Annotated in this window: 23 protein-coding genes; 9 read left to right on the forward strand and 14 right to left on the reverse strand. The window is 60.6% G+C overall.

Annotated features, from left to right (window positions below; translation table 11 throughout):
• Window positions 1–109: 109 nt before the first annotated feature.
• Complete coding sequence (locus ACYVDM_RS01130; protein ID WP_415790475.1) at window positions 110–580, reverse strand: acyl-CoA thioesterase; 471 nt, start codon at window positions 578–580, stop codon at window positions 110–112.
• Between the two features lie 112 nt (window positions 581–692).
• On the opposite strand from ACYVDM_RS01130, the gene ACYVDM_RS01135 reads away from it, so the two are divergent.
• Both ACYVDM_RS01135 and ACYVDM_RS01140 read left to right on the forward strand, forming a co-directional pair.
• A complete protein-coding gene (locus ACYVDM_RS01135; RefSeq protein WP_415790473.1) occupies window positions 693–2,339 on the forward strand; it encodes an electron transfer flavoprotein-ubiquinone oxidoreductase in 1,647 nt (548 codons plus the stop codon).
• Between the two features lie 5 nt (window positions 2,340–2,344).
• Window positions 2,345–3,199 (forward strand): NAD-dependent epimerase/dehydratase family protein, encoded by an 855-nt coding sequence (locus tag ACYVDM_RS01140; protein WP_415790471.1) that lies wholly within the window; start codon window positions 2,345–2,347, stop codon window positions 3,197–3,199.
• On the opposite strand, the gene ACYVDM_RS01145 is transcribed toward ACYVDM_RS01140, so the two are convergent.
• From ACYVDM_RS01145 to ACYVDM_RS01175, 7 genes are all read right to left on the reverse strand, one after another.
• Window positions 3,196–3,972, reverse strand: a complete 777-nt coding sequence (locus ACYVDM_RS01145; protein WP_415790469.1) for an enoyl-CoA hydratase/isomerase family protein — start codon at window positions 3,970–3,972, stop codon at window positions 3,196–3,198. The two genes, ACYVDM_RS01140 and ACYVDM_RS01145, sit on opposite strands and share 4 nt — an antisense overlap.
• Window positions 3,973–4,023: 51 nt before the next feature.
• Entirely contained in the window at window positions 4,024–5,034 is a 1,011-nt protein-coding gene (ltaE, locus tag ACYVDM_RS01150) for a low-specificity L-threonine aldolase (RefSeq protein WP_415790467.1), read from the reverse strand.
• Window positions 5,031–5,954 (reverse strand): DMT family transporter, encoded by a 924-nt coding sequence (locus tag ACYVDM_RS01155; RefSeq protein ID WP_415790465.1) that lies wholly within the window; start codon window positions 5,952–5,954, stop codon window positions 5,031–5,033. Before ACYVDM_RS01155 ends, ltaE begins: the two co-directional genes overlap by 4 nt.
• Before the next feature lie 301 nt (window positions 5,955–6,255).
• The gene (acs, locus tag ACYVDM_RS01160) at window positions 6,256–8,235 is read right to left on the reverse strand and encodes an acetate--CoA ligase (protein ID WP_415790463.1); all 1,980 of its coding nucleotides are present in this window, start codon (window positions 8,233–8,235) and stop codon (window positions 6,256–6,258) included.
• A 240-nt stretch (window positions 8,236–8,475) separates the two neighbouring features.
• Complete coding sequence (locus ACYVDM_RS01165; protein ID WP_415790461.1) at window positions 8,476–9,828, reverse strand: MFS transporter; 1,353 nt, start codon at window positions 9,826–9,828, stop codon at window positions 8,476–8,478.
• Entirely contained in the window at window positions 9,825–10,232 is a 408-nt protein-coding gene (locus ACYVDM_RS01170; RefSeq protein ID WP_415790459.1) for a heme-binding protein, read from the reverse strand. Before ACYVDM_RS01170 ends, ACYVDM_RS01165 begins: the two co-directional genes overlap by 4 nt.
• Entirely contained in the window at window positions 10,229–12,118 is a 1,890-nt protein-coding gene (locus tag ACYVDM_RS01175; protein ID WP_415790457.1) for a propionate--CoA ligase, read from the reverse strand. Before ACYVDM_RS01175 ends, ACYVDM_RS01170 begins: the two co-directional genes overlap by 4 nt.
• A gap of 260 nt (window positions 12,119–12,378) precedes the next feature.
• Here ACYVDM_RS01175 and ACYVDM_RS01180 point away from each other — a divergent pair, with 260 nt between their 5' ends.
• On the forward strand, window positions 12,379–13,002 hold the full coding sequence (locus ACYVDM_RS01180; protein ID WP_415790455.1) for a C40 family peptidase: 624 nt from the start codon (window positions 12,379–12,381) through the stop codon (window positions 13,000–13,002).
• A gap of 77 nt (window positions 13,003–13,079) precedes the next feature.
• Here ACYVDM_RS01180 and ACYVDM_RS01185 read toward each other — a convergent pair whose 3' ends face one another.
• From ACYVDM_RS01185 to ACYVDM_RS01200, 4 genes are all read right to left on the reverse strand, one after another.
• The gene (locus ACYVDM_RS01185; RefSeq protein ID WP_415790453.1) at window positions 13,080–13,394 is read right to left on the reverse strand and encodes a DUF2325 domain-containing protein; all 315 of its coding nucleotides are present in this window, start codon (window positions 13,392–13,394) and stop codon (window positions 13,080–13,082) included.
• Between the two features lie 190 nt (window positions 13,395–13,584).
• On the reverse strand, window positions 13,585–14,529 hold the full coding sequence (locus ACYVDM_RS01190; protein ID WP_415790451.1) for a CysB family HTH-type transcriptional regulator: 945 nt from the start codon (window positions 14,527–14,529) through the stop codon (window positions 13,585–13,587).
• 137 nt (window positions 14,530–14,666) lie between these two features.
• A complete protein-coding gene (locus ACYVDM_RS01195) occupies window positions 14,667–16,160 on the reverse strand; it encodes a CoA-acylating methylmalonate-semialdehyde dehydrogenase (protein ID WP_415790449.1) in 1,494 nt (497 codons plus the stop codon).
• Window positions 16,161–16,212: 52 nt separating this feature from the next.
• Window positions 16,213–17,430 carry an ABC transporter substrate-binding protein gene (locus ACYVDM_RS01200; protein ID WP_415790447.1) on the reverse strand — a complete coding sequence of 406 codons (1,218 nt, stop codon included), beginning with the start codon at window positions 17,428–17,430 and terminating at the stop codon, window positions 16,213–16,215.
• Between the two features lie 145 nt (window positions 17,431–17,575).
• Here ACYVDM_RS01200 and ACYVDM_RS01205 point away from each other — a divergent pair, with 145 nt between their 5' ends.
• Window positions 17,576–18,496, forward strand: coding sequence for a LysR family transcriptional regulator (locus ACYVDM_RS01205; protein ID WP_415790445.1), 921 nt, complete (start codon window positions 17,576–17,578; stop codon window positions 18,494–18,496).
• Between the two features lie 11 nt (window positions 18,497–18,507).
• Here ACYVDM_RS01205 and lptF read toward each other — a convergent pair whose 3' ends face one another.
• The gene (lptF, locus tag ACYVDM_RS01210; protein ID WP_415790443.1) at window positions 18,508–19,605 is read right to left on the reverse strand and encodes an LPS export ABC transporter permease LptF; all 1,098 of its coding nucleotides are present in this window, start codon (window positions 19,603–19,605) and stop codon (window positions 18,508–18,510) included.
• A 54-nt stretch (window positions 19,606–19,659) separates the two neighbouring features.
• Here lptF and ACYVDM_RS01215 point away from each other — a divergent pair, with 54 nt between their 5' ends.
• The 4 genes from ACYVDM_RS01215 to ACYVDM_RS01230 all read left to right on the forward strand — a co-directional run bounded on the left by ACYVDM_RS01215 (window position 19,660) and on the right by ACYVDM_RS01230 (window position 23,119).
• Complete coding sequence (locus ACYVDM_RS01215; protein WP_415790441.1) at window positions 19,660–21,156, forward strand: leucyl aminopeptidase; 1,497 nt, start codon at window positions 19,660–19,662, stop codon at window positions 21,154–21,156.
• Window positions 21,157–21,210: 54 nt separating this feature from the next.
• A complete protein-coding gene (locus ACYVDM_RS01220; RefSeq protein WP_415790439.1) occupies window positions 21,211–21,660 on the forward strand; it encodes a DNA polymerase III subunit chi in 450 nt (149 codons plus the stop codon).
• A gap of 117 nt (window positions 21,661–21,777) precedes the next feature.
• On the forward strand, window positions 21,778–22,179 hold the full coding sequence (locus ACYVDM_RS01225; protein WP_415790437.1) for a hypothetical protein: 402 nt from the start codon (window positions 21,778–21,780) through the stop codon (window positions 22,177–22,179).
• 229 nt (window positions 22,180–22,408) lie between these two features.
• Window positions 22,409–23,119 carry a Bax inhibitor-1/YccA family protein gene (locus tag ACYVDM_RS01230; RefSeq protein ID WP_415790435.1) on the forward strand — a complete coding sequence of 237 codons (711 nt, stop codon included), beginning with the start codon at window positions 22,409–22,411 and terminating at the stop codon, window positions 23,117–23,119.
• A gap of 77 nt (window positions 23,120–23,196) precedes the next feature.
• Here the strand turns inward: ACYVDM_RS01230 and ACYVDM_RS01235 are convergent, their stop codons facing one another.
• Window positions 23,197–24,300, reverse strand: a complete 1,104-nt coding sequence (locus ACYVDM_RS01235) for a vWA domain-containing protein (RefSeq protein WP_415790433.1) — start codon at window positions 24,298–24,300, stop codon at window positions 23,197–23,199.
• Window positions 24,301–24,645: 345 nt separating this feature from the next.
• Here ACYVDM_RS01235 and ACYVDM_RS01240 point away from each other — a divergent pair, with 345 nt between their 5' ends.
• Window positions 24,646–25,314 carry a PliI family lysozyme inhibitor of I-type lysozyme gene (locus ACYVDM_RS01240; protein WP_415790431.1) on the forward strand — a complete coding sequence of 223 codons (669 nt, stop codon included), beginning with the start codon at window positions 24,646–24,648 and terminating at the stop codon, window positions 25,312–25,314.
• Window positions 25,315–25,328 lie beyond the last annotated feature (14 nt).

The raw sequence follows: 25,328 nt of genomic DNA on the forward strand, positions 1-25,328 counted from the left end.
AACGAATGTTCGGGTTTGGATGGGCGCGGCTGCAAGGGGTGGCGCACCCAGTATTGCGTCTTGCGCGATATTGTTTGAATAGATTGTAGCGGCTAGGCGAAACGGTGCATCACCCCTGCTCGTCGCTAGCGGGCACGCACTGGGTTGCCAGGCCCTGCAGCACAGCGGGCGGCAGCGGTATCGAACGGTTGGCGGTATAGTCCATCCAGACCATCACCGTGCGTCCACGGGCATATGGGCCGGCATCGTCGCCCACCTTGTCCAGGATCAGCTCGGTCTCGAGACTGGATCGCCCAATACGGGTTACTTTGTGTGTCACGCGTACGTCGCATGGATACGTAAACGATCGCACAAAATCGCAGGATGCGTGCGCCAGCATAAAACCCTGGCCCTCTGCAACGACGGGCACCTGCAATTGGCATCCCTGCAGCATCTGCATGCGCGCCTCTTCCATCAGACGGAAGTAGACCGTGTTATTCATATGATTCAGCGCGTCGCTATCGCCCCAGCGCATGGGGAGATCGATTTGGTGACAATCGCCCACCGCAAGGGTGCGCGCAGCGGAAGTAGTCTGATTCACAAAGAGGCTCCTGGCAAAATTCGGGCGCTGCAGCGTACAACCGTCCGCTGCAATACAATCGCCGATAATACTTCCTTGCAACACCAGAAGACACCTAGAGGGGATTGGAGTAATGTCCGAACGCGAGTCAATGGAATATGACGTGGTCATTGTGGGTGGCGGGCCCGCCGGCTTGGCTGCGGCGCTGCGTCTCAAGCAGCTAGCTACCCAGAAAGATCACGACCTGAGCGTCTGTGTCCTGGAAAAAGGCGCCGAACTCGGTGCCCATATCCTGTCGGGCGCCGTCATGGACCCCCAGGCGCTGACCGAACTGATCCCCGACTGGAAAGACAAAGGCGCGCCCCTGAACGTGCCTGTCACCGAAGACCGGTTCCTGTTCCTGACCAACAACGGCGCGCGCAGCACGCCCAACTGGATGCTGCCCTCCTGTTTCCAGAACCACGGCAACTACATTGTGCGTCTGGGCGACGTGGTGAAATGGTTGGGCGAGCAGGCCGAAGCCGCGGGCGTCGATATTTTCCCCGGCTTTGCCGCTTCCGAGGTGCTGTACGACGAGAATGGCGCCGTCCGTGGCGTAGCCACCGGCGATATGGGCGTGGCGCGCGACGGCTCGCATACCGAGCACTATCAGCCCGGCATGGAACTGCTGGCGCGCTACACGATCTTTGCCGAAGGCGCGCGCGGGCAACTTGGCCGCCAACTGATCGAGCGCTACAAGCTGGATGACGGTCGCGATCCGCAAGCCTACGGAATCGGCCTGAAAGAGATGTGGGAAGTCGACCCGGCACAATCGCGGCCTGGTCTGGTCGTGCACACCGCGGGCTGGCCGCTGGATGCGGACACCTATGGCGGCTCGTTCCTGTATCACCTGGATAACAATCTGGTGGCCGTGGGCATGGTGGTGGGATTGGACTACGCCAACCCCTGGTTGTCGCCGTTTGATGAGTTTCAACGCTACAAGACCCATCCCAACATTCGCAGCACCTTCGAAGGTGGCAAGCGCATCGGTTACGGCGCCCGTGCCATCACGGCAGGCGGCCTGTTGTCCTTGCCCAAGCTGACCTTCCCCGGTGGCGCGTTGATTGGCTGCGAGGCCGGCTTTTTGAACGCCTCGCGCATCAAGGGTAGCCACGCCGCCATCAAGAGCGGTATGTTGGCCGCCGAGGCCACGTTCGACGCGGTCGTCGCCGATCGCAAACAAGATGAATTGTCGGCCTACCCCGCCGCCTTTGAATCGTCGTGGCTGCGTACCGAGCTCAACAAGGCGCGCAACTTCAAGCAATGGTTCAAAAAAGGCCGCACCGTCGCCACCCTCATGACGGGTATCGAGCAACTGGTGCTCAAGGGCAATATCCCCTGGACCCTGCATCACAGCAAGCCCGATCACGCCTGCTTGCAGCCGGCCTCGGAATGCGCACGCATCGACTATCCCAAACCCGATGGCAAGCTCACGTTCGACAAACTGAGTTCGGTCTTCATCTCGAATACCAATCACGAAGAAAACGAGCCCGTCCACCTGACGCTCAAAGACCCTAGCGTGCCGGTATCGGTCAATCTGGCCAAATACGGCGGCCCTGAAGCCCGCTATTGTCCGGCCGGCGTCTACGAGTTCGTCAAAGACGACCATGGCGCAGATCGTCTGCAGATCAACGCACAGAACTGCGTGCATTGCAAAACCTGCGACATCAAAGACCCCACGCAAAACATCGTCTGGGTGGCGCCACAGGGTGGCGAAGGCCCCGTCTATAGCGGCATGTAAGACCGATGACCCGGCGCGTACTGCTGGCAGGCTGCGGTGACTTGGGTTTACGCCTGGCGCACCGCTTGCTGGCAGACGGCGCAGAGGTCTGGGCATTACGCAGACATCCCCCCGTTGATGAGAGACAGGTTTCTTCATCAACGTCGCCCGCCCGGATCCACTGGCTGCAGGGTGACCTGACTCGGCCCGACACGCTCTCCGGCTTGCCCCCTGGTATCACCCACCTGGCCTACCTGCCCGCGCCGGGCGCACGCGATCCGGCGGTATATCGCGCCGTGTTTCAAGAGGGTTTGCCGGCGCTGCTGGCTGCGCTGGACGACACAGCATTAAGCCGGATCCTGTTTGTTTCGTCGTCCGCGGTCTATGGCGAACATCATGGCGACTGGGTCACTGAAACAACGCCCGCCGATCCGCTGGGATTTAACGGCCGCATTCTGCTCGACACGGAAACCTGGCTGGCGGCTCAGCCGATCTCGTCGGTCAGCCTGCGACTGGCGGGCCTCTACGGCCCCGGACGATTACAACTGATCGACCGTCTCCGTGCGGGCAGCGCGCGCGCGCCGCAACATCCACCGCACTGGGCCAATCGCATTCATATCGATGACGCGGCCGCCGCGGCGTTCCATTTATTAGGTCTGTCGCAACCCGATGCCGTGTATATCGGGTGCGACGACACGCCGCTGCCGCTGCATGTGTTGTACGCTCACCTGGCCGAACAGGTCGGGGCCGCCGCCCCGGCCGATGGCCCCGCGCCCGCGATGGTAGGCAGCAAGAGGCTCAGCAATGCGCGATTGCGGGCCAGCGGCTTGACATTGCAATGGCCCGACTCACGCGCTGGCTATGCCGCGCTGTTGCGCTAGCGTCCCGTCCACACGGGACGTTGTTTAGCCAGGAACGCCTCGATACCGATGCGAAAATCGCCGCTGCCATAGCACTCACGTACCAAGTCATCATTACTCGGCAGACCGTCGGTCGTTAAGCGCCGGATGGTTTCCTTGGCCGCCTTGATGGTCAAGGGCGCATGACCCGCGAGTCGCTTGCACAGGGCCGCCACGGTGGTATCCAGCGCATCAGGCTCGACAACCTCGTGCACAAAACCGCACTCTCGCGCCTCGGCGGCATCGATGGTCTCGGCCAGCAGCAACATCCGTTTGGCACGAGCGGCACCAAAGCCCGCCACGACCCGCGCCATATTGGCGCTGGACAGGCAATTGCCCAACGTGCGGGCGATCGGCACGCCGAACGCTGCGTTGGGCGTTGCCACACGAAAATCACACACGGCCGACAGCGCCAGGCCCCCACCAATCGCATAACCGTCAATGACGGCTATCGTCGGAAACGGCAGGCCCTCCAGCAACTGCACACGCGCATCGATCGTCGCTTCGTACCGGATACCGTCGTCCCCCGACTCGAAGGCCAAGAACTGCTCGATATCCGTGCCGGCCACAAAGGCCTGCCCGCCCACGCCACGGAACGTGGCCACGCGAATATCGTCTCGCTGCTGCAAGTCTAGGCAAATCGCAGCCAGCTCGTCGTACATGGTCCATGTCATCGCGTTGCGCGCCTCGGGGCGGTCAAACACCACGGCAGCTACGCCATCCTGAATAGTCAAATGAACTTTACCGTCGCTCATGATGCGGTTCTCATTTCTAGATTGAGGGAGGCTTTATGCCCTTGCAAACGCTCAGCCGAAATACGCACGAATGGCCGAGAGCACTTTACGAATATCGTCCTCTGATACATCGAGATGGGTCACGAGGCGCGTGGGGCCGCTATATACGGCACGAATCATGATGTCATCGGCTTGCAAGGCGTTGGACAATTTTTCAGCATGCGCCGGGTCGAACTCCGCAAAGACCATGTTGGTGTTTTGTGCCAGGACCTTGACGCCTTCGATGCCACGCAACCCTTCGGCCAGCAATGCCGCATTGTCGTGGTCCTGTGCGAGGCGCTCAACGTGATGCTCAAGGGCATATAAACACGCGGCGGCCAGAACGCCCGATTGCCGCATGCCGCCCCCCAATACTTTGCGCCAACGCCGAGCCTCGTCGATGATTGCCTTGCTGCCGACCAGCACAGAGCCGACCGGCGCCCCTAGCCCTTTTGAGAAGCAGATCGACACGCTATCAAACGGCGCGCAAACTTCGTGCGCGGTCCGGCGCGATGCCACAGCGGCATTAAAAACACGTGCGCCATCCAGATGCAGCCCCAAGCCGTGTTGATGCGTAAACGCGGCGGCTTGCTCGATATACGCGGCAGGAATGACTTTGCCCTGAAAGGTGTTTTCCAGCGCCAGTAACCGCGTGCGCGCATAGTGCGGATCGCCCTTGGGCTTGATAGCGGCAGCCAGTTTTTCCAGGGGTAGCGTGCCGTCGTCAGCATGCTCGATAGGCTGAGGCTGAATGCTGCCCAGCACCGCCGCCCCACCGCCCTCGTATTTGTAGGTGTGTGCCAGTTGGCCGACCAGATACTCATCACCTCGGCCACAGTGGGCCATCAGTGCAGCCAGGTTGCTCTGCGTGCCCGACGGAAAAAACAGGCCCGCCTCTTTACCCACGCGCTCGGCGAGCGTTTGCTGCAGACGCTGCACGCTGGGGTCCGCCGCCATCACATCATCGCCCACCGGCGCAGTGGTCATTGCCTGCAACATAGCCGCGGTGGGCCGCGTGACGGTATCACTACGCAAATCAATCATGAATGCTCCTGGTGCTGTGATGGTTGAACCAAATTTTCCTGCGGGCGGGCCCTCGGCCGGCGACTCACGACCCAAAGCCCCACCATGATAAGCGCCATACCCAGTACTTCAACGAACGTCGGTCGCTCGCCCAACATCCACCAGGCAAACAATGTCGCGACGATCGGCACGCCCAGGCTGGACAACCCCGCAATCGACGCCGGCACGCGGCGCACGACGGATAACCACAGCAACCAGCCCATCACGGTGGCCACCAAACAAGAGTACGCCAATCCGACCGTGAGTTGCCATCCCCACACGATGGGATCATGCGGCACCAGGATGGCGGCTGGCAACGTCATCAACGCGCCCAGAAGCATCTGCCATGTCGTAAAGGTCATGAGATCGGGCGCATGAAGATCGAACATGCGTTTGGACAGCACGGTGCCCAACCCCCAGAACAGTCCACCCGCCACCGCGCAAACCGCGGGAAACCAGTCGCCCAGCCCCTGCCAGGGCTCCAGAAAGCAAACGAGCCCGGCGGCGGCCAACACAAAACCCACGCCATGGCGCGCCGTCGGCCGATCGCCGAGCAAGGCCCAGGCAAACAGAATGACCCAGAACGGCATGGTGTAGGCCAGCACCGAGACTTTGCCCACCCCGCCCTGGACCAGTGCCAACTGCACCAGAGCCTGAAACCCGGCCGTTTGTGTCAACCCGGTCAGCAGCGTCAATTTCCACGGCGTCATGGCAAGCGGACGCCGCAAAATGATCAGCAATCCAAACAGCAAGACCGCGCCGATCAGATATCGGGCCGCGGTCATTTGAAATGGCCCGATATACGACACCAGCGCCTTCATTGCGATCCAGCTTCCCGCCCACACCATAATCGTGGTGAACATCAGGGCGAGGCCAGTTCGATCGAAGTTGCTACCAGTCACGAGGAAATTCACCTAAAAAAACAAAAAGCGCCCCCACGCCGCGCCTTCGGCTTGCTGTCCACCTCGCGGCTAGTACGCCGCTCGGATTCGCCAGGCACAGAACAGTCCGCAGGGACTGTTCTGTGTCCGGGCTCATCCCCCAAGGGGGCGTTTTTGCCTTGGGGCGGCCCGGCGGCAAAAAAAGCGCTCGAACCGATATGGATCGGAACGAGCGCACTCGATGATACTCCTGCGGCGCCTGGCCCTGCCCCATCACCCTATGCGTGACGGGGTCACGTGTTGACACCGCGCCATCGGATCATTACACGGGCTTTGATAACTGATCGAGAATGGCGGGGTTTTCGAGCGTGGAAACGTCCTGCGTGACTTCCTCGCCCTTGGCCACGACGCGCAACAGGCGACGCATGATTTTGCCCGAACGCGTCTTGGGCAAGTTTTCGCCGAAACGTATGTCTTTGGGCTTGGCGATCGGGCCGATTTCCTTGCCCACCCAATCACGCAATTGCTTTGCAATGGCCCGTGCGTCATCACCGTCGGGCCGAGGACCCTTGAGCACCACAAAAGCCACGACAGCCTCGCCGGTCGTGTCATCCGGGCGGCCCACGACTGCAGCCTCGGCCACCAGTTCGTGCGAGACCAGCGCGGACTCGACCTCCATGGTGCCCAAACGATGGCCGGAGACATTGAGCACGTCGTCGATACGGCCCATGATCCAGAAATAACCATCGGCGTCGCGCTGCGCGCCATCGCCCGCCAAATAGCAGCCGTTCAACTCGGGCGGGAAGTAGCTTTTCTTGAAACGCTCGGGATCGCCCCAAATGGTGCGAATCATGGCAGGCCAGGGACGCTTGATCGCCAGGAAACCGCCGGTGCCCGGCGCTGCCTCATTGCCCGTTTCGTCGACCACGGCAGCGGCAATGCCCGGCAGTGGCAACGTGCACGAGCCCGGTTTGGTGGGTGTCGCGCCCGGCAAGGGGTTGATCATGTGGCCCCCGGTTTCGGTTTGCCACCAAGTATCGACGATCGGGCAACGCTCTTGACCAACGTTTTTGTGATACCAGATCCAGGCTTCGGGATTGATGGGCTCGCCCACGGTCCCGATGATGCGCAAGCTATTCAGATCGTAGTTGCTCGGATGCGTGGACGGCGTGGCGTCGGCGGCCTTGATCAGCGAACGAATCGCCGTAGGCGCGGTATAGAACGTCGTGACCTTGTGACGCGCGATCATGTCCCAGAATCGGCCCGCATCGGGATAGGTCGGCACGCCCTCGAAGACGATTTGCGTCAGGCCGGCGGCCAGCGGACCATAGGTGATGTAGGTGTGCCCCGTGACCCAACCCACGTCGGCGGTGCACCAATAGACGTCGTCTTTGCGTGCGTCGAAAGTCCACTTCACTGTCATCAGGGCCCACAGCAGGTAACCCGCTGACGAGTGCTGCACGCCCTTGGGTTTGCCGGTGGAGCCAGACGTATACAGGATAAACAGTGGATGTTCGGCATTGACCGGCACCGGCTCGCACGTATCGGCCTGACCGGCCTCGACATCATGCATCCACAGATCGCGCCCTTCGGTCCAGGGCACATTGCCGCCCGTGCGTCGATAGACGATGATTTTGGTCACGGCGTCGCAGCCGCCCATCGCGATGGCTTCTTCGACGGCGGGCTTGAGGGGAATCGTCTTGCCGCCACGAACCTGCTCGTCGGCGGTAATCACGACCGATGCGCCGACATCGCCGATGCGCTCTTGCAGGCTTTTAGCCGAAAAGCCGCCAAACACCACCGAGTGCGTCACGCCCAGACGTGCGCACGCCTGCATGGCCACGACCGCCTCGATCGACATGGGCATGTAGATAATGGCACGATCGCCCTTCTTGTAGCCCAGGGATTTCAGGCCATTGGCAAAGCGGCACACGCGCGCGAGCAATTCGCGATAAGTGATCTTGTTGACCGTGGCATCATCGGACTCAAAGATGATGGCCGTCTTGTCGGCGTTGCCGTTGGTCAGGTGTACGTCCAGACAATTGGCCGAAACGTTCAATTCACCGTCGCCAAACCAGCGATAAAACGGCGCATTGGACTCGTCGAGGACTTCGGTGAAGGGTTTGGTCCAGGTCAGATTTTCACGTGCATGACGGGTCCAGAAGCCATCGAAATCCTGTTCGACTTCCTGACACAGGGCACGATAAGCATCCAGGCTATCGATGCGCGCGCCTTTTGTGGCCCGTTCCGGCGGCGGAAAAACACGCGTTTCAACCAGGACGGACTCGATAGAATTGGACATGCTTGTCTCCGGATTCATGATGTTTTGAAATTGCGTTTGCGGCTATACCCAACCGTATCGCCGCGCTCTTACGAGCACCTTACGATGCGCGCCTGCGCCGGGACGTCATCGTCCACATTGCGTAGAGGCTCACGGCTACTAACGTAAGGATACCAGCCCAAACATCCCGGTTTTATTGCGGCGCACCATCGCAGAACGTCAATGCGCTGGCGTCCACACAGGCATTTGCAGTTAGCCGCATCAGACCGCCTCTTGAGCGCGACGCGCCAGGCCACGTCGCACATCGACACGGGCCAGCAGCAACAGGCCGCCGACGAAGAATATGCCGGTGACCAGAATGGCCAGGCGGTGATTGCCGGCCGTCACCCAGGTTACCAGGCCATAGGTCAATGGGCCGACCACGGCGGCCAATTGCACGGCGAACGTCCAGAGCGCAAAGAACTCCGCCAGTCGCTTGGCGGGCGCCATCGCACCCACCATAGCGCGGCCCGCGCTTTGGCTGGTACCCATGCACAGGCCCGCCAAAATCGCCGCCACCCAGAATACCGCGACGGTGACGGCGGCATAGGCGACGAGCACCATCACGATCCACCCCACCAGGGTGATACCCAACGCCCGCTTGTGACCGATACGGTCTTGCACATAGCCGAAGCTGAACGCCCCTACCGCCGCACCGATGTTGACAGTGAAGACCAGCAACATGATCTGCGGCATGGTGAATCCCATGACCTGATCGGCGTAAATCGCGGCCAGTGTCACGACAACGGCAATACCCGCCTGATAACACGCTCCACACATCAACAACCTGCGGAATTCGGGATAATGCGTGCCGGTATCACGCCAGACGGCAGCCAGTTGGCTCAGCATGCCCGGCGCATTCAACGCCATGCCTTGCGGCACAGCACGCTCACGCAACAAGAAAAACGAGGGTAACGCGGCCAGCGCAAAAACCAGGGCGGTGATGACGATCACCCAAGGCACATATTGCGGCGCGGTCAGTCCGCGCGATTCCCCGATCGTCACGACGGCCAGAGACAAGCCAAGGGTCAGCATGCCGCCGCAATAACCAAAGCTCCAGCCCCATCCCGATACCCGTCCCAGCGCCTCGGGGCGCGCCAGCTCTGGCAAAAATGCCCCCACCACGGACTCACCGATGCAATAGCAGTAGTTGGACACCGCCAACGCCACCAACGCCAACCAGACGTCTCCCGGCCCAGCCTGTGTCAGGACCAGCGTCGCCACCACGCAGCCCGCCGTACTGCTATAGAGCAACCGCCGCTTGGCCGCGCGTGCGTCGGCCCGGGCGCCCAATCGCGGCATGGTCAGCATGATGAGGAGATACGATAGTGAGAGCGCCGCCGTCCAGGCCAATGTCGCCCAATGTGCGCGCTGCCCGACCACGCTGACAAAATACGTACTGAACACCGTGGTCAAAATCACGGTGGTATAGCCGGAATTGGCGAAATCGTACATGGCCCACGCCCAGACTTCGCGGCGGGCAACGCCGGGATTCAGCGCGCCCGACACACGGTCTGTCGTGGGCAATGTGACGGACTCCGCCGCCTCGGTATCCGGCGGCAGAGGCTGTGTCACAGACCTAGAGCCGCGATGCCCGCACGCGCGATTTCGACGTCTTCGGTCGATTTCACGCCCGACACGCCCACTGCGCCAACCACCTCGCCATCGGCAATGATGGGTACACCGCCTTCCAACATGCCCTCAAGAACCGGCGCGGACAGGAACGCAATACGGCCCTTGTTGATGAGTTCCTCGTAGCCACCGGACTCGCGACGACCCAGCGCGGCGGTCTTGCCCTTGGCCGGCGCAATATGGCTGGAAATCGGCGCTGCGTTATCCAGTCTCAGCAGACCCAGCGTATGGCCGCCATCATCCACCACGGCGATGGTCACCGCCCAGCCATTCTTGACCGCATGGGCCTCAGAGGCGGCCAAGATTTTCTTGACGTCTTCGGCGGTCAACACGGGTTTGCTCTTCATTGCAGTGACTCCTTGATTTGTTCGAGAGAAGTGGGGTCTTCGATGGTGGTGAGATCTCCGGGATCGCGACCTTCGCATACGGCAACAATCGCACGACGCAGGACTTTGCCCGAACGCGTCTTGGGCAAAGTGGACACAAACCGGATGCGCGCCGGACGCGCAACCGCGCCCAACTGCTCCTCCACCACACGCATGATATCGCCTTCCAGCGTGCGTGCGGATTCCGGCTGATCGGCCAGCGCCGAATTTTTGAGCACCGCGAAGGCCATCGCCACTTGCCCCTTCAACGCATCGGCCACTCCCACGACGGCACACTCCGCAATCCCGGCGTGGCTATTGATGGACTCTTCGATCTCACGCGTGCCCAAACGATGCCCGGCCACGTTGATCACGTCATCGGTGCGGCCCAGAATGAACCAATAGCCGTCCTCGTCGACCTGACCCCAATCAAACGTGGAATACAACTGACGACCCGGGATCGAGGTGAAATACGTCTGCACGAAACGTTCGTCGTCGCCCCATATGGTCGACATCGCCCCCGGTGGCAACGGCGGCGCAATCGCGACCACGCCTTTCTCACGAGGCCCGAGATCCTCGCCCGTCTGCTCGCTCACAATGCGTGCGTCAAAGCCATATACGGGGAACGACGGGCTGCCAAAGCGCGTCGGCACGCGTTCGACGCCGGGTTGGGCTGACAGGATGGGCCAGCCCGATTCCGTTTGCCAGTAGTTGTCGATGATGGGCTTGCCCAATGCCTGAGAAATCCATTGTGCCGTGGGCTCATCCAGTGGTTCACCGGCCAGATACACCGCACGCAACGACGACAAATCGTGCCGCGACAGCAACTCGGGCGCCTGTCGCTTGAGCACGCGCACCGCAGTGGGTGCCGAGAACAAGGTGTTGACACCAAAGCGTTCGACCAGTTTCCATAAAATCGCCCCATCGGGCCGCACGGGCGTGCCCTCGTACAGAATCGTTGTCTGACCACCGATCAACGGCCCATACACGATGTAGGAGTGTCCCACGACCCAACCGATATCGCTGGTACAAAAATAGGTATCGCCGGGCTTGCCATCGAAGAGGTACTCCATGGACGACGCCAGCGCTACGGCATATCCCCCCACGTCGCGTTGCACCCCCTTGGGTTTGCCGGTCGTGCCCGAGGTGTACAGGATATAGCTGGGCTCCGTGGACTCGAGCCATTGCACGGGGACTCTGGCCCCGTCGTGACGTTGACGCAGCTGCGCATAGTCCAGATCGCGTCCCGCCTGGCGCTCGCATGGCGCCAGGCCACGATCCAACACAATGACGGAACCGGGCGGATGCGCGCACAAGGTCAACGCCTTGTCGAGCAGGGGTTTATAAGGCACGACCTTACCAGCGCGCGAGCCCGCCTCGGTCGACACAATGACCTTGGGCGTCGCATCATCAATACGCTGGGCCAGATTCACCGAGGCAAATCCGCCAAACACGACCGAGTGCACCGCCCCCAAGCGTGCGCAGGCCAGCATCGTAAACACGGCCTCGGGCACCATGGGCATATAGATCAGTACTCGGTCGCCATGACCCACGCCCTGCTCGCGCAGCATGGCTGCCACGGCGTTGACCTCGTCGTAAAGTTGTCGACGGGTATAGGTAATTTCGCGATCCACCTCGGTCGAAACCCAGATCAGCGCCGGCTGATCCGCCTGCTGAGGCAGCCAGCGGTCCACCGCGTTGTAGCAAAGATTGGTCTGCCCGCCCACGAACCAACGTGCAAAGGGAGGACGGGAAAAATCCAGAACTTGCGAAAACGGCGTTTCCCAGTGGACGCGCTCGGCCTCGGCACGCCAGAAGGCATCCCGATCCTCAATCGAACGGCGATGAAAATTGCGGGTCTTTTCCATGCGGGTCTCCGGATATGCGCAGGATGATGCAGGCGCCATAGCATTGTTTCCCCTATTGTCGCGGGCAAAGCTTGCGTCAGACTTGCCAATAAACCTGGGGAATTCCCGTATCCGGTGCCTGAAATACGCGGTCTCTCGCTGGAAATGTCGCTTTTGTGGAACAAGGTCTCATATGAAACAAGGTGTTTGCTAGAATCGCAACATCCCCTTTTCTCATCAGCGCTTGGCCCTGTGTCTTTCGGGCATGCACACACCTGCTCATGACGCGCGCGCACGACACGCAAAACGATGGATTGACTTACCGAATGCCGGGTTTGCTGGCAGTCGTCCTGTGCCTGTTGCTGGCCGGCTGCGCGGGTAGCGGTACGTACCGCGATGCGGATGCCGATACGCTAGACCCTGCAGACTTGGCTCTGGCGTCCTTGTCAAAGGACCCGATCGGCGCGTTGGTCTCGCGCAAGCACAGTGCCCAACGACGTCAAGCCATCGGGAATCCAATGATCAGCGAGGCGTTGGATCAACTCGGCATACGCTACCGCTACGGCGGCACGTCACCCGATACGGGTTTTGATTGCAGCGGCCTGGTGTTTTATTCGGCTGAACGCGCATTGGGTCTGAAGCTGCCACGTGACTCCTCGTCCATGGCATTGGTAGGCACGGCCATCGACAAGCCCGAACTCCAACCCGGTGACCTCGTATTCTTTAATACCTTGGGGCGGCGTTATTCGCACGTGGGGATTTATTTGGGCGATGACCGCTTTGTACATTCACCCAGTTCGGGTGGCGTCGTCCGAATCGAAAAAATCACGCTGGCCTATTGGGCCAAACGCTATAACGGCGCCCGCCGTCTCGATGGCGATCTGCTGGCATCGGCCGGCCACTAGACCCCCTCCCAGTCCCGGCCCCGAATAAGCAGACTGCGTTCACGTCAAACGCAGTCTGTGTCTGGCACAGCGACGTATTAATGCAACCCGCACAACCCACACTGTTGCAAAGCCTGTTGCATGCTGCACACCGAGCGACGGCATGCCACCACCCGGATACCGCCACGCTGAGCCGCATTGCGGAACGTCTTCATCACGTTGTGGCCGAGAAAATCGGTCAGCAAAATGACGAGTTGGGTGCCTGACGGTAATTGCAAGGTTTTCTTTTGATGCGATGGATCACGCCCACTGATGTGATGCGTGATCGAAATGTTATGCCCCTTCAGCAGGTCCGGAATATTTCCCAGCCTGTCTGCGCCGACGACTACTGCGCTAAGCGCTGCTGCTGTCATGATGTGAACTCCAGATCGTTGAGACATGGAGTTAATGATAATGATTCCTATTTTTTAGTCAACACAAATGAGATCGGTTCTTATTTAATTATTTAATCGGCCTCAGTCCTGACATAGCAAGGCTCTTCATGACCACAGCCCATGAAGGCGCCGATTGGTCATCGACACCGCAGGGACTGCGCACGGCGATCTAGTCGCGGCTGCCCTGAACCGCCTCGGTGACCACCTTGCGGGTGAGGCTCGGCGCCATCATCTCCAGGAAGGTGTACACGTAGTCGCGCAGGAACACCCCTGCCTTGACCCCTACTCGGGTCGTGTGCGTGCCAAAGAGATGCCCTACCGGCAGGCCGACCAGGTTGCCATCGCGACGAGGGTCGTACGCCACGCCGGCAATAATGCCGATGCCGAGACCCACATCGACGTAGGTCTTGATCACGTCGGCGTCGATGGCTTCAAGCACGATGTCGGGATGAATGTTCTGGCTGGCAAAGACCTCGTCGATGGTGCTGCGACCCGTAAAGGCACGGTCATAGGTGACGATGGGATATTCCGCCAGTTGCTCTAGCGACAAGTTTCGGGCGGCGCTGGAGGTCAGCTCGGCCAATGGATGATCGGGCCGCACCACCACCGTATGCTCCCACGTATATACCGGCAAGGTTGCCAGGCCCGGCGTCAACGCCAAGGACTCAGTCGCCAGGGCCAGGTCCGCCTGCTCGTGCAGCACCATTTCGGCCAATTGTGCCGGACTGCCTTCGGCCAGCGACAGATGGACTTTGGGAAACTGTTTACGAAAGCCCGGGATCACGCGCGGCAGCAGATAGCGCGCCTGCGTATGGGTGCACGCAATCACCAGGCCGCCTTCATCACGGCGGGCAAACTCGTCACTGACTTTTTTGAGATTGTCGACTTCGCGCATGATGCGGTCGATCACCTGAGACACGGCCAAACCCGGCTTGGTCAGCCCCTTGATGCGCTTGCCGTGCCGTTCGAAAATCTTGATACCGAGCTCGTCTTCAAACTCGATAATGGCTTTTGATACACCTGGCTGCGAGGTGTACAGCATGCGGGCGGCTTCGGTGAGGTTGAAGTCACGGCGAATTGTCTCGCGCACAAAGCGAAATTGTTGCAGGTTCATAATGGCCCCGAATAGATGGGCCATTATAAGTAATATAGAACCTATTTTATATAACTTATATTTATAAACTTAGAGGAAGCGAAGAGGGAACGGTCCGCCGCCAACCGGCCAGCGCCAGACCATTCCCTTGGCCATGCTCAACGCATCGAGATGGTGGTATTCACCGTCCGCCCGTGGGAAGACCAGCGAGCCGTGACCGTCTTGGTTTGTGTCCAGAATTGCACGGCTTGCTTGCCGTTCGGGCCCAGGTCACCCCGCTTTGAGCCGCGCGAACCCGTGAAACTGAACCACGCCACCGGCACGGGGATGGGGATATTGATCCCCACTTGGCCGACATCGATGTTGTTCTGGAAGTAGCGCGCCGCGCCGCCATCCTGCGTAAACAGGGCCACCCCATTGCCGTTGGGATTACGATTGATAAACGCGACGGCTTCTTCCAGGGTTTCGACACCGACCACGCACAGCACGGGGCCAAAGACCTCCTCGGTGTAGATGGTCATGTCTTCGGTCACGCCCTCAAACACCGTCGGGCCCACGAAGTTGCCTTGCTCGAAGCCTGAAACGGTCAAATTGCGTCCGTCCAGCAGCAGCTTGGCGCCCTCGTCCACCCCTTTTTGAATGAGGCTTTCGACCCGTTTCTTTGCATTGGGCGAAACCAATGGCCCCAGATCGGCCCCACGGTCCGTACCGGCATTGACTTTCAGGCGCTTGGCACGCTCTACGAAATCGGGCAACCAGTTACGGGCTTCACCCACCAGCACCGCCACCGACGCTGCCATGCAACGCTGACCCGCGGCGCCGAATGCGGCGCCAATGAGCTGATTGAGAGCCACCTCGGGATCGGCGTCGGGCAAGATCACGCAGTGGTTTTTGGCACCCATCATCGCCTGGCAACGCTTACCGGCATCAGAGGCACGTTGGTAAATCTCGGAACCCACGCGGGTCGATCCGATAAACGACACGGCCTTGACATCGGGATGCTCGCACAAGCCGTTGGCAATTTCAGGCCCGCCATGCACTACGTTCAGCACCCCCGGCGGCAGCCCCGCCTCTAGCGCCAATTGCGCCAGGAACAGGGACGAGGTGGGATCTTGCTCGGATGGCTTGAGCACAAACGTATTGCCGCAAGCGATGGCCAACGGGAACATGAAGCACGGCAACATGACGGGGAAATTGAAAGCGGTAATCCCCGCGCAGACGCCCAACGGCTGGATCAAGGTATAGACATCAATGCCGCCCGCCGCATTCTCGGCATATTCGCCCATTTGCAGGCTGGCGATCGAGCACGCGTGCTCGACAACCTCCAGGCCGCGCCCGACTTCGCCTTCGGCATCGGGCAGCGTTTTGCCGTGCTCACGCGTGATCATCTCGGCCAATTTGCCGGTGTTCTCGCGCAGCAAGTGCTGCAGCTTCAGCATGACGCGCATGCGCGCGCCCTGCCCTGCATTGCGCCAGGTCTGAAAAGCCTCTTTGGCATTGGCCACGGCCAGATCCAGTTCCTCGCGTGTGGCAAAGGGCACACGCGCCACGACCTGCTGCGTCGCCGGATCAATCACGTCGCGCCACTCTGTCGTCTTGGACTGCACGAGCTTGCCGCCTATCAATAGCGGAACGCTGGGAACTTCACTCATGATGACTCCTTTTGCCTGATGAATTACCGCCATGTGGCGGAAGAATTAAGCGTTACTTTTTAAGCAGCGGACAACTGGATTCGGCCAGCGGCTGAAAAGCCTCGTTCGCCGGGATCGTGGCGATCAGTCTGGAATAATCCCAACCGCCCTTGGACTCGTCCGGTTTTTTGACTTCGTACAAATACATATCGTGAATCACACGGCCGTCAGGACGGATGCTGGCGTTGCGCATGATCGGATCCTTGATGGGCAATTCGCGCATCTTGTCGGCAACGGTATGCCCTTGCGTACTGCCGGTCGCGGCCACCGCACGCAAGTAATGCAATACGCTGGAATACACCCCGGCCTGCGTCATCGTCGGCTTTAGACCGCGAAACGCTTTTTCGAAACGCGCCGCCCAAGCGCGTGTGTCGTCGTCGTAGTCCCAATAGAAGCCATCGACATAGGACAGGCCCTGCGCATTTTCCAGACCCAGGGCGCGTAGATCCGACAAGAAGATCAACAGCGACACCAGACGCTGCCCACCCTCGACAATCCCAAATTCGCGCGCCTGCTTGACGGCATTGACGGTGTCTTGGCCGCCGTCAGCCAAAGCCACGACTTGCGCTTTGGAGCTTTGGGCTTGCAACAGATACGAGGCAAAATCAGGCGCATTCAAGGGATGGCGCACCGACCCCGCAACAGTGCCGCCGAGCGCTTTGACGGCCTTGGCGGTGTCGGCCTCCAGCGAATGCCCAAAGGCGTAGTCCACCGTGATGAAGTACCAGGATTTGCCGCCCGCCCGCACGGTGGCTTTGGCCCCGCCCGCAGATTGCGAATACGTGTCGAACATCCAGTGAAAACCGACCGGCGAGCATTCCTTGTTCGTCAGGGCGGTGGTGGCCGGCCCCGAGAACATCACCACTTTATCTTTTTCGCGTGCGATGCCTTGCACGGCCAACGCCACAGCCGAATTGGTCAGATCGGCAATCGCCGTCACGCCATCGCGGTCAAACCATTCCCGGGCGCGAGCAGCGCCCACGTCGGCCTTGTTTTGATTGTCTGCCGAGAGCAACTCGATCTTCATGCCCTTGCACTCAGCCGCCAGGCAATCGTCGATCGCCATTTGCGCCGCCGCGACGGAACCCGCGCCGCCCATCGCCGCATACGTGCCTGACATATCCGTCAAAACACCGATTTTGACTGGGGGTTTATCCGCGGCCACTGCTTGGCCGACCCACATAGCGCCCAGGCACAAACCGGCGGCCAAGCCGCGAGCGTGCAATGTCATGATGATGTCTCCGGTAGTTATTGATGTTGTGAGCGACCCGTCGTTGTGTTCCGCGGATCTGCCGATCTAGTGTAGATGTGTAAAAATCATCAAGCAACCGGACAAAATGCACATTCGTTGTGCATAAATACACAAAGGGATTTTCATGCTGGATTGGGACAGCCTACGCTACTTCCTGGAGGTCGCGCGCACCCAGCGCGTCAGCGCCGCGGCACGCAAGCTGGGGGTGGAACACACCACGGTCTCGCGGCGTATCCGTGCCCTGGAAGCCGAGCTGGATTCCTTGCTGTTTGAAAAATCGCGCAATACGGGGTTCCTCTTGACCGACGACGGGCAACGTCTGTTCGTTTATGCCGAACAGATGGAGAGCGCGGTTCACAGTGCACGAGAAAATTTGTCCGGCATCGGCCAGGCCCTGTCAGGCCATTTACGCATCGGCGCCACAGAAGGGTTCGGCAGTTATGTGCTGACCCCACTGGCGGCGGATTTTCAGCGGCGTTATCCCCACATTACTCTGGACATCCTGCCGGTACCGCGATTTGTCAGCCTGTCTAAACGCGAAGCCGACCTGGCCATCACGATTGAACGCCCGCAACGCGGCCCCTATATCTGCACCAAACTGTGCGACTACACCCTGCGTTTATACGGCACGCCCGGCTACCTGGCCAACCATGCACCGATTCACGAACGGGCCGATCTGGCCGGCCACACGTTTATCGGCTATGTGGACGAATTGCTGTTCAGCGAGCGCCTGCGCTACCTGGAAGACCTGCTGCCCGAGAGTCGCGTCGTGCTACGCAGCACCAGCGTGATTGCGCAGTATCACGCGACGTTGCAAGGGCGCTCGCTGGCAATTCTGCCGTGCTTTATTGCCGCCCAGGATCCGCGATTAGTGCCGGTACTGGAAGACGAGATCGCGATCACGCGCAGCTTTTGGATGTATTGCCACGAAGACCTTCACAAACTCAAACGGATGGCGATTTTGTGGGATTTCATGCGCCGCTCGGTGACACGTAATACCAGGCTATTGGCGGGCAAACAGGGCACGATGCGCTATTTGCCCTGACTCGGTAGGCGTTATGGTTGCTTGGGCGACTTGACCCGCAAGCGTCGCATCAGCAGGTAGGTGGCGAGCAGCAGTACCACCAGATGGACGGCCCAGACACCGATGCCAAATGGCAGCTTGCCGCCGCTGATCCAGGCCCGCGATAGATTGATCATGTTCATGTAGAGCAAGCCGACGAGCCCCGCAATCAGCAGATCTCCGGAACGGCCTAACCGCGGATTCACGGCGCCCAGCGGAATGGCGAGGAACGCCAGATTCAGCGCCGCCAAAGGCATGGATATCCGCCACATGATCTGTGACCACGAGCTATCCGTGTCGTCGGCCACCAATTGCAACGTAGGACGCGCCTTGGTGGAGCGTTCCGCAGCGGCGCGAGCTTCGGCCAGGGGGTCGCCCGATTTGCTCTCGAGCCGCATGCCGTATTTATCAAAATCCACCAAGCGGATTTCCGGCGTACCCGGCTTCAGGTCATAGCGATGGCCACGGCCCAGCACGAGGAAGCGATCGCCGTTGGGCTCGGTCGTGATGCGCGCGCTGCTGGCCGTCATGACGCTATGCCACTCGGGACCGGTTTCGCGAGCAAACACGTTGCCCAATTCATCCTGAGGGTTCGTCGGTTCCTCAGCAAAAAACACACGCTCGCCGTTGTTTGATTCGGCAAACTGGCCTGCCGTGACTTTGGACAAATCCGAACGCTGCTCGAAGCGCTCGCGGTATTCGGCGATTTGCCGATACGCCCACGGGGAAGCCACCAACGTCAGGACCGCGATCAGCCCGGCCGTCGGCACCGCCACGCGCAACACCGGGCGCAACCAGTCGGCCAGCGACAAGCCGCTGGCGAACCAGACCACCATTTCGGATTCGCGATAATTGCGGGTGACCGTCGTCAACACCGCGATGAATAACGACACCGCCAACACAGTCGGCAGCGCGGTAATCGTAGAGAATGCAGCCAGGCCCAGTACCACGTCGGCACCGATCGAGCCCCCTGCGGCTTCGCCGAGCAAGCGCACCAATAGCACACTGAGCCACACGACCACCAGCGTGGAAAACACAACGCCAGCATGGCTGGTGATCTCGGCGACGACAGACCGTTTGAATAGAGACATGTGAGAATATGCGGGATAATCAACCGCACTGCACCACGCACACGGGAACCCTCCATGGAATTTAGCACACACACTACCGCTTCCCTGCATCAAATCAAGACGGCCGCGCTGGCGATCGGCATCTACGCCGACGGCGAGCTCAGCCCCGCGGCCGACGTGATCGACCGTGCCAGCGATCATGCCGTTCGAAATGTCGTCAAAACCGAGTTCCGTGGCCGCGCTGGCGCCACCCTCGTACTGCGCTCGCTACCCGGCGTAACGGCGCAACGGGTGGTGCTCGTCGGCCTGGGTAAGCAAAGTGAATACAACGCGCGCGCGCATGCGGCAGCCGAGCAAGGTTTTGCCGCGTATTGCGCCACGGCCCGCCTCACCGAGGGGGCCTCGACCCTGGTGGCCAATCCCGTCGCCGACGTCGATCTGCGCACCCGTGCCCGTAGCGCCGCGATTGCCGCGGGCGCTGCCACCTATCATTACGACACGACCTTCAGCGCCCCCGACCGCGACGCTCGCCCGAAACTGAAGAAAATCGTACAGGTGGTCGACCGCGCCGATGTCGCGCAAGTCCAGCAAGGTCTGCGCGAAGGCGCCGCCATTGCGCACGGCATGGAATTGACCCGCAACCTGGGCAACCTGCCCGGCAATATCTGCACACCCACCTATTTGGGCGATACCGCAAAAAAACTGGCGCGCGAATTTGGGTCGCTCAAGGTCGAGGTCCTGGATCGCAAGCAGGTCGAAGCCCTGGGCATGGGCTCATTTTTGTCCGTCGCGCGCGGCTCCGAAGAACCGCTGCGTTTCATTGTCTTGCGCCATCAAATCAAGGCGGCAAAGAAATCCAAATCGGGTCCGGTCGTGCTGGTCGGCAAAGGCATCACCTTTGACGCGGGCGGCATCTCGCTCAAGCCGGCCGCCACCATGGATGAAATGAAATACGACATGTGCGGCGCCGCCAGCGTGCTGGGGACGTTCCGCGCCCTGGCCGAATTGGAGCTGCCGGTCGAGGTCGTAGGCCTGATCGCGGCCTGCGAAAACCTGCCCAGCGGCAAGGCCAACAAGCCGGGCGACGTGGTGACCAGCATGTCTGGCCAAACCATCGAGATCCTTAATACCGACGCCGAAGGCCGACTGGTATTATGCGATGCCCTGACCTACGCCGAACGATTCAAGCCGTCGGCCGTCATCGATATCGCGACGCTGACTGGCGCCTGCGTCGTCGCGCTGGGCCACGTCAATACCGGTCTGTTCTCGACCGACGACAGCCTGGCCGACGCGCTGCTGTCGGCCGGCAAGCAGTCGCTCGACACAGCGTGGCGCCTGCCGATGGACAGCGCCTACCAAGATCAGTTGAAGTCCAATTTCGCTGATATTGCCAACATCGGCGGACCTGCAGCCGGTTCGGTGACGGCAGCCTGCTTCCTGTCGCGCTTTACGAAGGCTTATCGCTGGGCTCACCTGGATATCGCCGGCACCGCTTGGCGCGGCGGTAAAGACAAGGGTGCGACGGCCCGCCCCGTACCCATGCTGATGCAATTTTTGCTGGACCAGGCCTGAGGGTCGTTCATTGATAATGACCTTTGACGCCCCCTCTCGCACCCTCGTTCGCTCATGACGCGTATCGATTTCGCCTTTGGTGCGGGTGATCGCTTGCGAGCCGCCTGCCAGGTGGCCCGCAAGCGCTATCAGGCAGGTCAACGACTGATTGTGTACTGCGCCAATGGATCGCGCCTGACGGCGTTTGACCGTATGCTCTGGGCATTTGATGACATCTCGTTCGTACCGCACGTCCTGGTTACGGATCCGCTCGCCGCGCAGACGCCCGTGCTGTTGACTGCCGCCGCGCCGCAGGCCTCGACGGTCACGGCCGAGGGAGGCGACCCTCCCTGGCTGCTGAATCTGGATGACGATTGCCCCCCCGGTTACGATGGCTTTGCGCGACTATTGGAAATCGTCTCGGACGATCCCGACGACCGGCAGGCGGCGCGTCAACGCTGGCGCACCTATCAGGCCGGCGGGCATGACCTGCATAGTCACGACTTGGCCGGTCGCATTGGATAACGGGGTATCGACTGCGCCGTCGGGCCGCCCTGACGGTGGCGATCTCCCTGATGGTCGACACGATTCCGAGCCCGTTTAGACGTTTACCTTCACGAGCAAACTCCCAATGGAGCCACCATGCCTCACCCCTCTGATCCCGGCATCCCGACCTTGACCCAGCGGGCCGAACCGACGCTGGCGCCCGCCACACCGGCGCCGCCTCGTCAAATCCGGCCCGAACGCGACGATCTGCCCGTATTAACCGAGGTGGCTGACCCTGACGCGCCAGTTCTCGCCCCGGGCACCGCAAATGCGCACGCCCCTCAGGCCGCCGGCGGCGCGCACTCGCCACAGGCCGCATTCAGCACGGCAAGCCAATCCGACGCCAATACCGCGGTGTTACGGGCGGCTCTGCAAGCCGAGCTGGAGCAAACGCTGCAGCGCGCCTTGGATGACGCTACGGCGCAGTTGAGAGCGCGCCTGGAGGCCGAGCTGCCTGCCCTGATCGACCGCGCAGTGAAAAGTGTGCGTCCGGGTTGACCTACCCCTTGTGCCCAAAGAATTTTCCCCCATCTACAAGCGGAATCCGTCCGGCACGAATCCGCCGGAGCGGTCATAATGATTCAGTTTCCACGCAAAATTTGCGTACATATTGACCAAAACTAGAGTGGCACGCCGATTAAGTAGATATTTCAGGGAACTGTAAGGTATTCTATCCCTCTAAATACATTGGTTAGGCAACCCCGTTTGCCACACACAGGAGCCGTCCATGAACAATTACCGCCCTTCCCCCTTCAACCGCACTGGCGCCATTGCCGGCGCGCCGGGCGAGGTCGTCCGTAACAAAGTCTTGCGCAATACCTACTGGCTGCTGGCGCTGTCGTTGATCCCCACAGTGCTGGGTGCGGCGGTTGGGCTGTATACGGGCATCAACCAAGTCATGATGACCAGCCCCGGGCTGTCAGCGATCGTGTTTCTGGTCGGTGCTTTCGGCTTGATGTTTGCTATCGAAAAGAACAAAAACAGCTCACTGGGCGTCGTCCTGTTGCTGGCCTTCACGTTCTTCATGGGCATCATGCTGTCGCGCCTGCTGGGTTTTGTGCTGGGCATGGGCAACGGTGCGCAACTGGTCATGATGGCCTTCGGTGGCACTGCGGTGGTGTTCGGTACGATGGCAACACTGGCCACCAGCATCAAGCGCGATCTGTCCAACATGCAGAAATGGCTGTTTACCGGTGCAATCGTCATCCTGCTGGCGGCAGTGGCCAACATCTTCCTGCAGTTGCCCGCCCTGATGATCACCATCTCGGTGTTGGCGATCGTGATCTTTTCGGCCTTTATGCTGGTTGATCTGCAGCGCGTAGTAAACGGCGGCGAAACCAACTATGTGTCCGCCACGCTGGCCATCTACCTTGATGTCTACAACGTGTTCTCTAACCTGTTGATGCTGCTGGGCATCTTCGGCGGCAATCGCGAATAAACCCGATCAGTACTGCGTACTCCTGAGGCCCGCCTTTGTGCGGGCCTCATTCTTTTTATCCCAGTGACATTGGGTCTCTATGGCAGGTCCGTGTACGCCGACATGACCCGCCGGCGATCACGATCAATCCGATTATTGATGCGCTCGAGTTCCGCCCTCGCTTGATCGACAAACGCGTGCATCTCGGTTTCCAGCTCCTCATGCCAGCCTTTTAAAAAGCCATGTGCCTCAAGTGCTGTAGCCGCATCGATCTGCCCGGCATTCACCATGCTCTGGGTAACGGCGAGGAATTGGTCTGATTCATGGTGCACGATGTCCTGCACACAGGTAGTGGCATGATTGGCGGCGCCCATCGCCTGGGATGTATTTTCTTTTTTGATCTTCAACGCCGCCGCATCATAGGCCTGCGCGCCGTCCCGATCGACGTAGGTCACCCGCAGATGCGCTGCCAATTCGTGTTCGTTGGCGGCGTGCACGAAGACCCCGCCACCCGCCTGTGCCACTTTGGCCAGCACATCGCGTTCCGGCAATGACACATCAAAACCAATGATATTGACGATGGTCTCGCTCTCCGACTCATGCACGGTCTTGGCCGCCGCGACAGGGTCCCCGCCACAGGTCTCCAAGCCATCGGACACGACTAACACGATGGGCGGTTGTCCGTCTTTAGCCAATGAATCCAGACTTTGGCCCGCGGCCATAATCGCACCGGCCAGCGGCGTCCAGCCCTTTGCCTGCAAGCTATCGAGCACCTTGGACAGGGGTTTGCGCGTAGCGGGCGTCGGCCCGGACAACATTTCTATGCCCGCACAGGACAGGGCCTTTTCGCTCTCGTTATTGTTGCCCTGATGGCCAAAGGCGAGCACGCCAACTTGAGCCCCCCGGGGGGCAGAACGCACGAACTGGCGTACCGCCGTTTTGGCCATCATGATCTTGCGCGTGCCATCAAGGTGGCGCTGCATGGATCCCGACGCGTCAATAGCCACAACGGCGGCGCTACTCCATGGTTTTCCCAAGACCTTGGGTGTACCGGGTAACGGCGGCGCACCGTGCAGTCGATAATTGGAAAAACAGGCTTCGACGCCCTGACCGAACTCGGCCAGAAAATCGTCATAGAGTTCCTCGGACGTCCATGATGTCCGCTTGGGGGACAGCGTCGGCGCGTCGGCACTGATTGCCATCGCAGGAATCAACCACACGCAAAGCGTGGCCCATCCGATCCATCGGCGATCCCCCGCGCGATGGTTATTATTAAGTATTGTGCTGTCCAATTTTCGCCTCTTTCAGGGCGCGACGGGAAACGATCTCCCGCCCACACCCCGCGCCAACGATACCATCACAGCAGAAGAAAACGAGAGGGAAAACCTTGGCAAGCCTGTTACAAGCGATACCGCCTATAACTGCAGCAAATCCAGCAACACCCGTCGAGGGCACATCGACACGACCCCACCCTACGGCCAATGGCATGGACATCCGGGCCCGACGTGTGCTACATGATAGGCTGCCGCCCAACCCAAGAGCCCCGGATGACACTCCACCCCCTACGCCCTACCCTGGCTTGTTTCTCGGTCGTCGCGGCGCTGGCCGTGCACACGGCTGACGCCAGCTCACCCGCCGCCTGGCAACAACAAGAAGACAAGGCGCTGCGCCTATGCGCGCAAGCCTCGGGGCTGGGGCAAACCGAGCAGGTCGGCATGCCCATGCAGTTCGACGACCAATCGGGCCAGACCGCTCTGCTGATCCGCGGCCGAGCGCCCCAAGCCCACATGCAGGGAGCGGCACTGACCATGCTGTGCCTGGTCGACCGCCGCAGCAACCGCGCCAGCGTCGTCGAATGGACCGGGTCCGCCAGCCCAACCGATGCCGCCGCGCCAGCCCCTATCGTGGTGCCGCTGTCCAAGGCCCCGGCAGCGCTGGTGGTGGCCCAGGAAGCGGGCGAACCCGCGTCCATAGGCACCTACAGCGTGCGCCTGTATCGCGACCTGTCGGTCGGCGACTATGCCGACGGCCTCATTCGCTCGCGCAACGGCGAACTGCGCCAGGCAAAACTCGAAGATGTCGATGGCGACGGCCAGCCCGAGTTGGCCGTGACCCTGGTTACGACGGGTTCGGGTAACTACGTGACCCGGGATGTATACAAGGTGCGCGACGGCCAGCGCCTGGAATGGATGCCAGCGCTGTCCAAAAGCCCCTGAGGTGCGCCGCGACG

This window comes from Bordetella tumulicola, assembly GCF_054779135.1.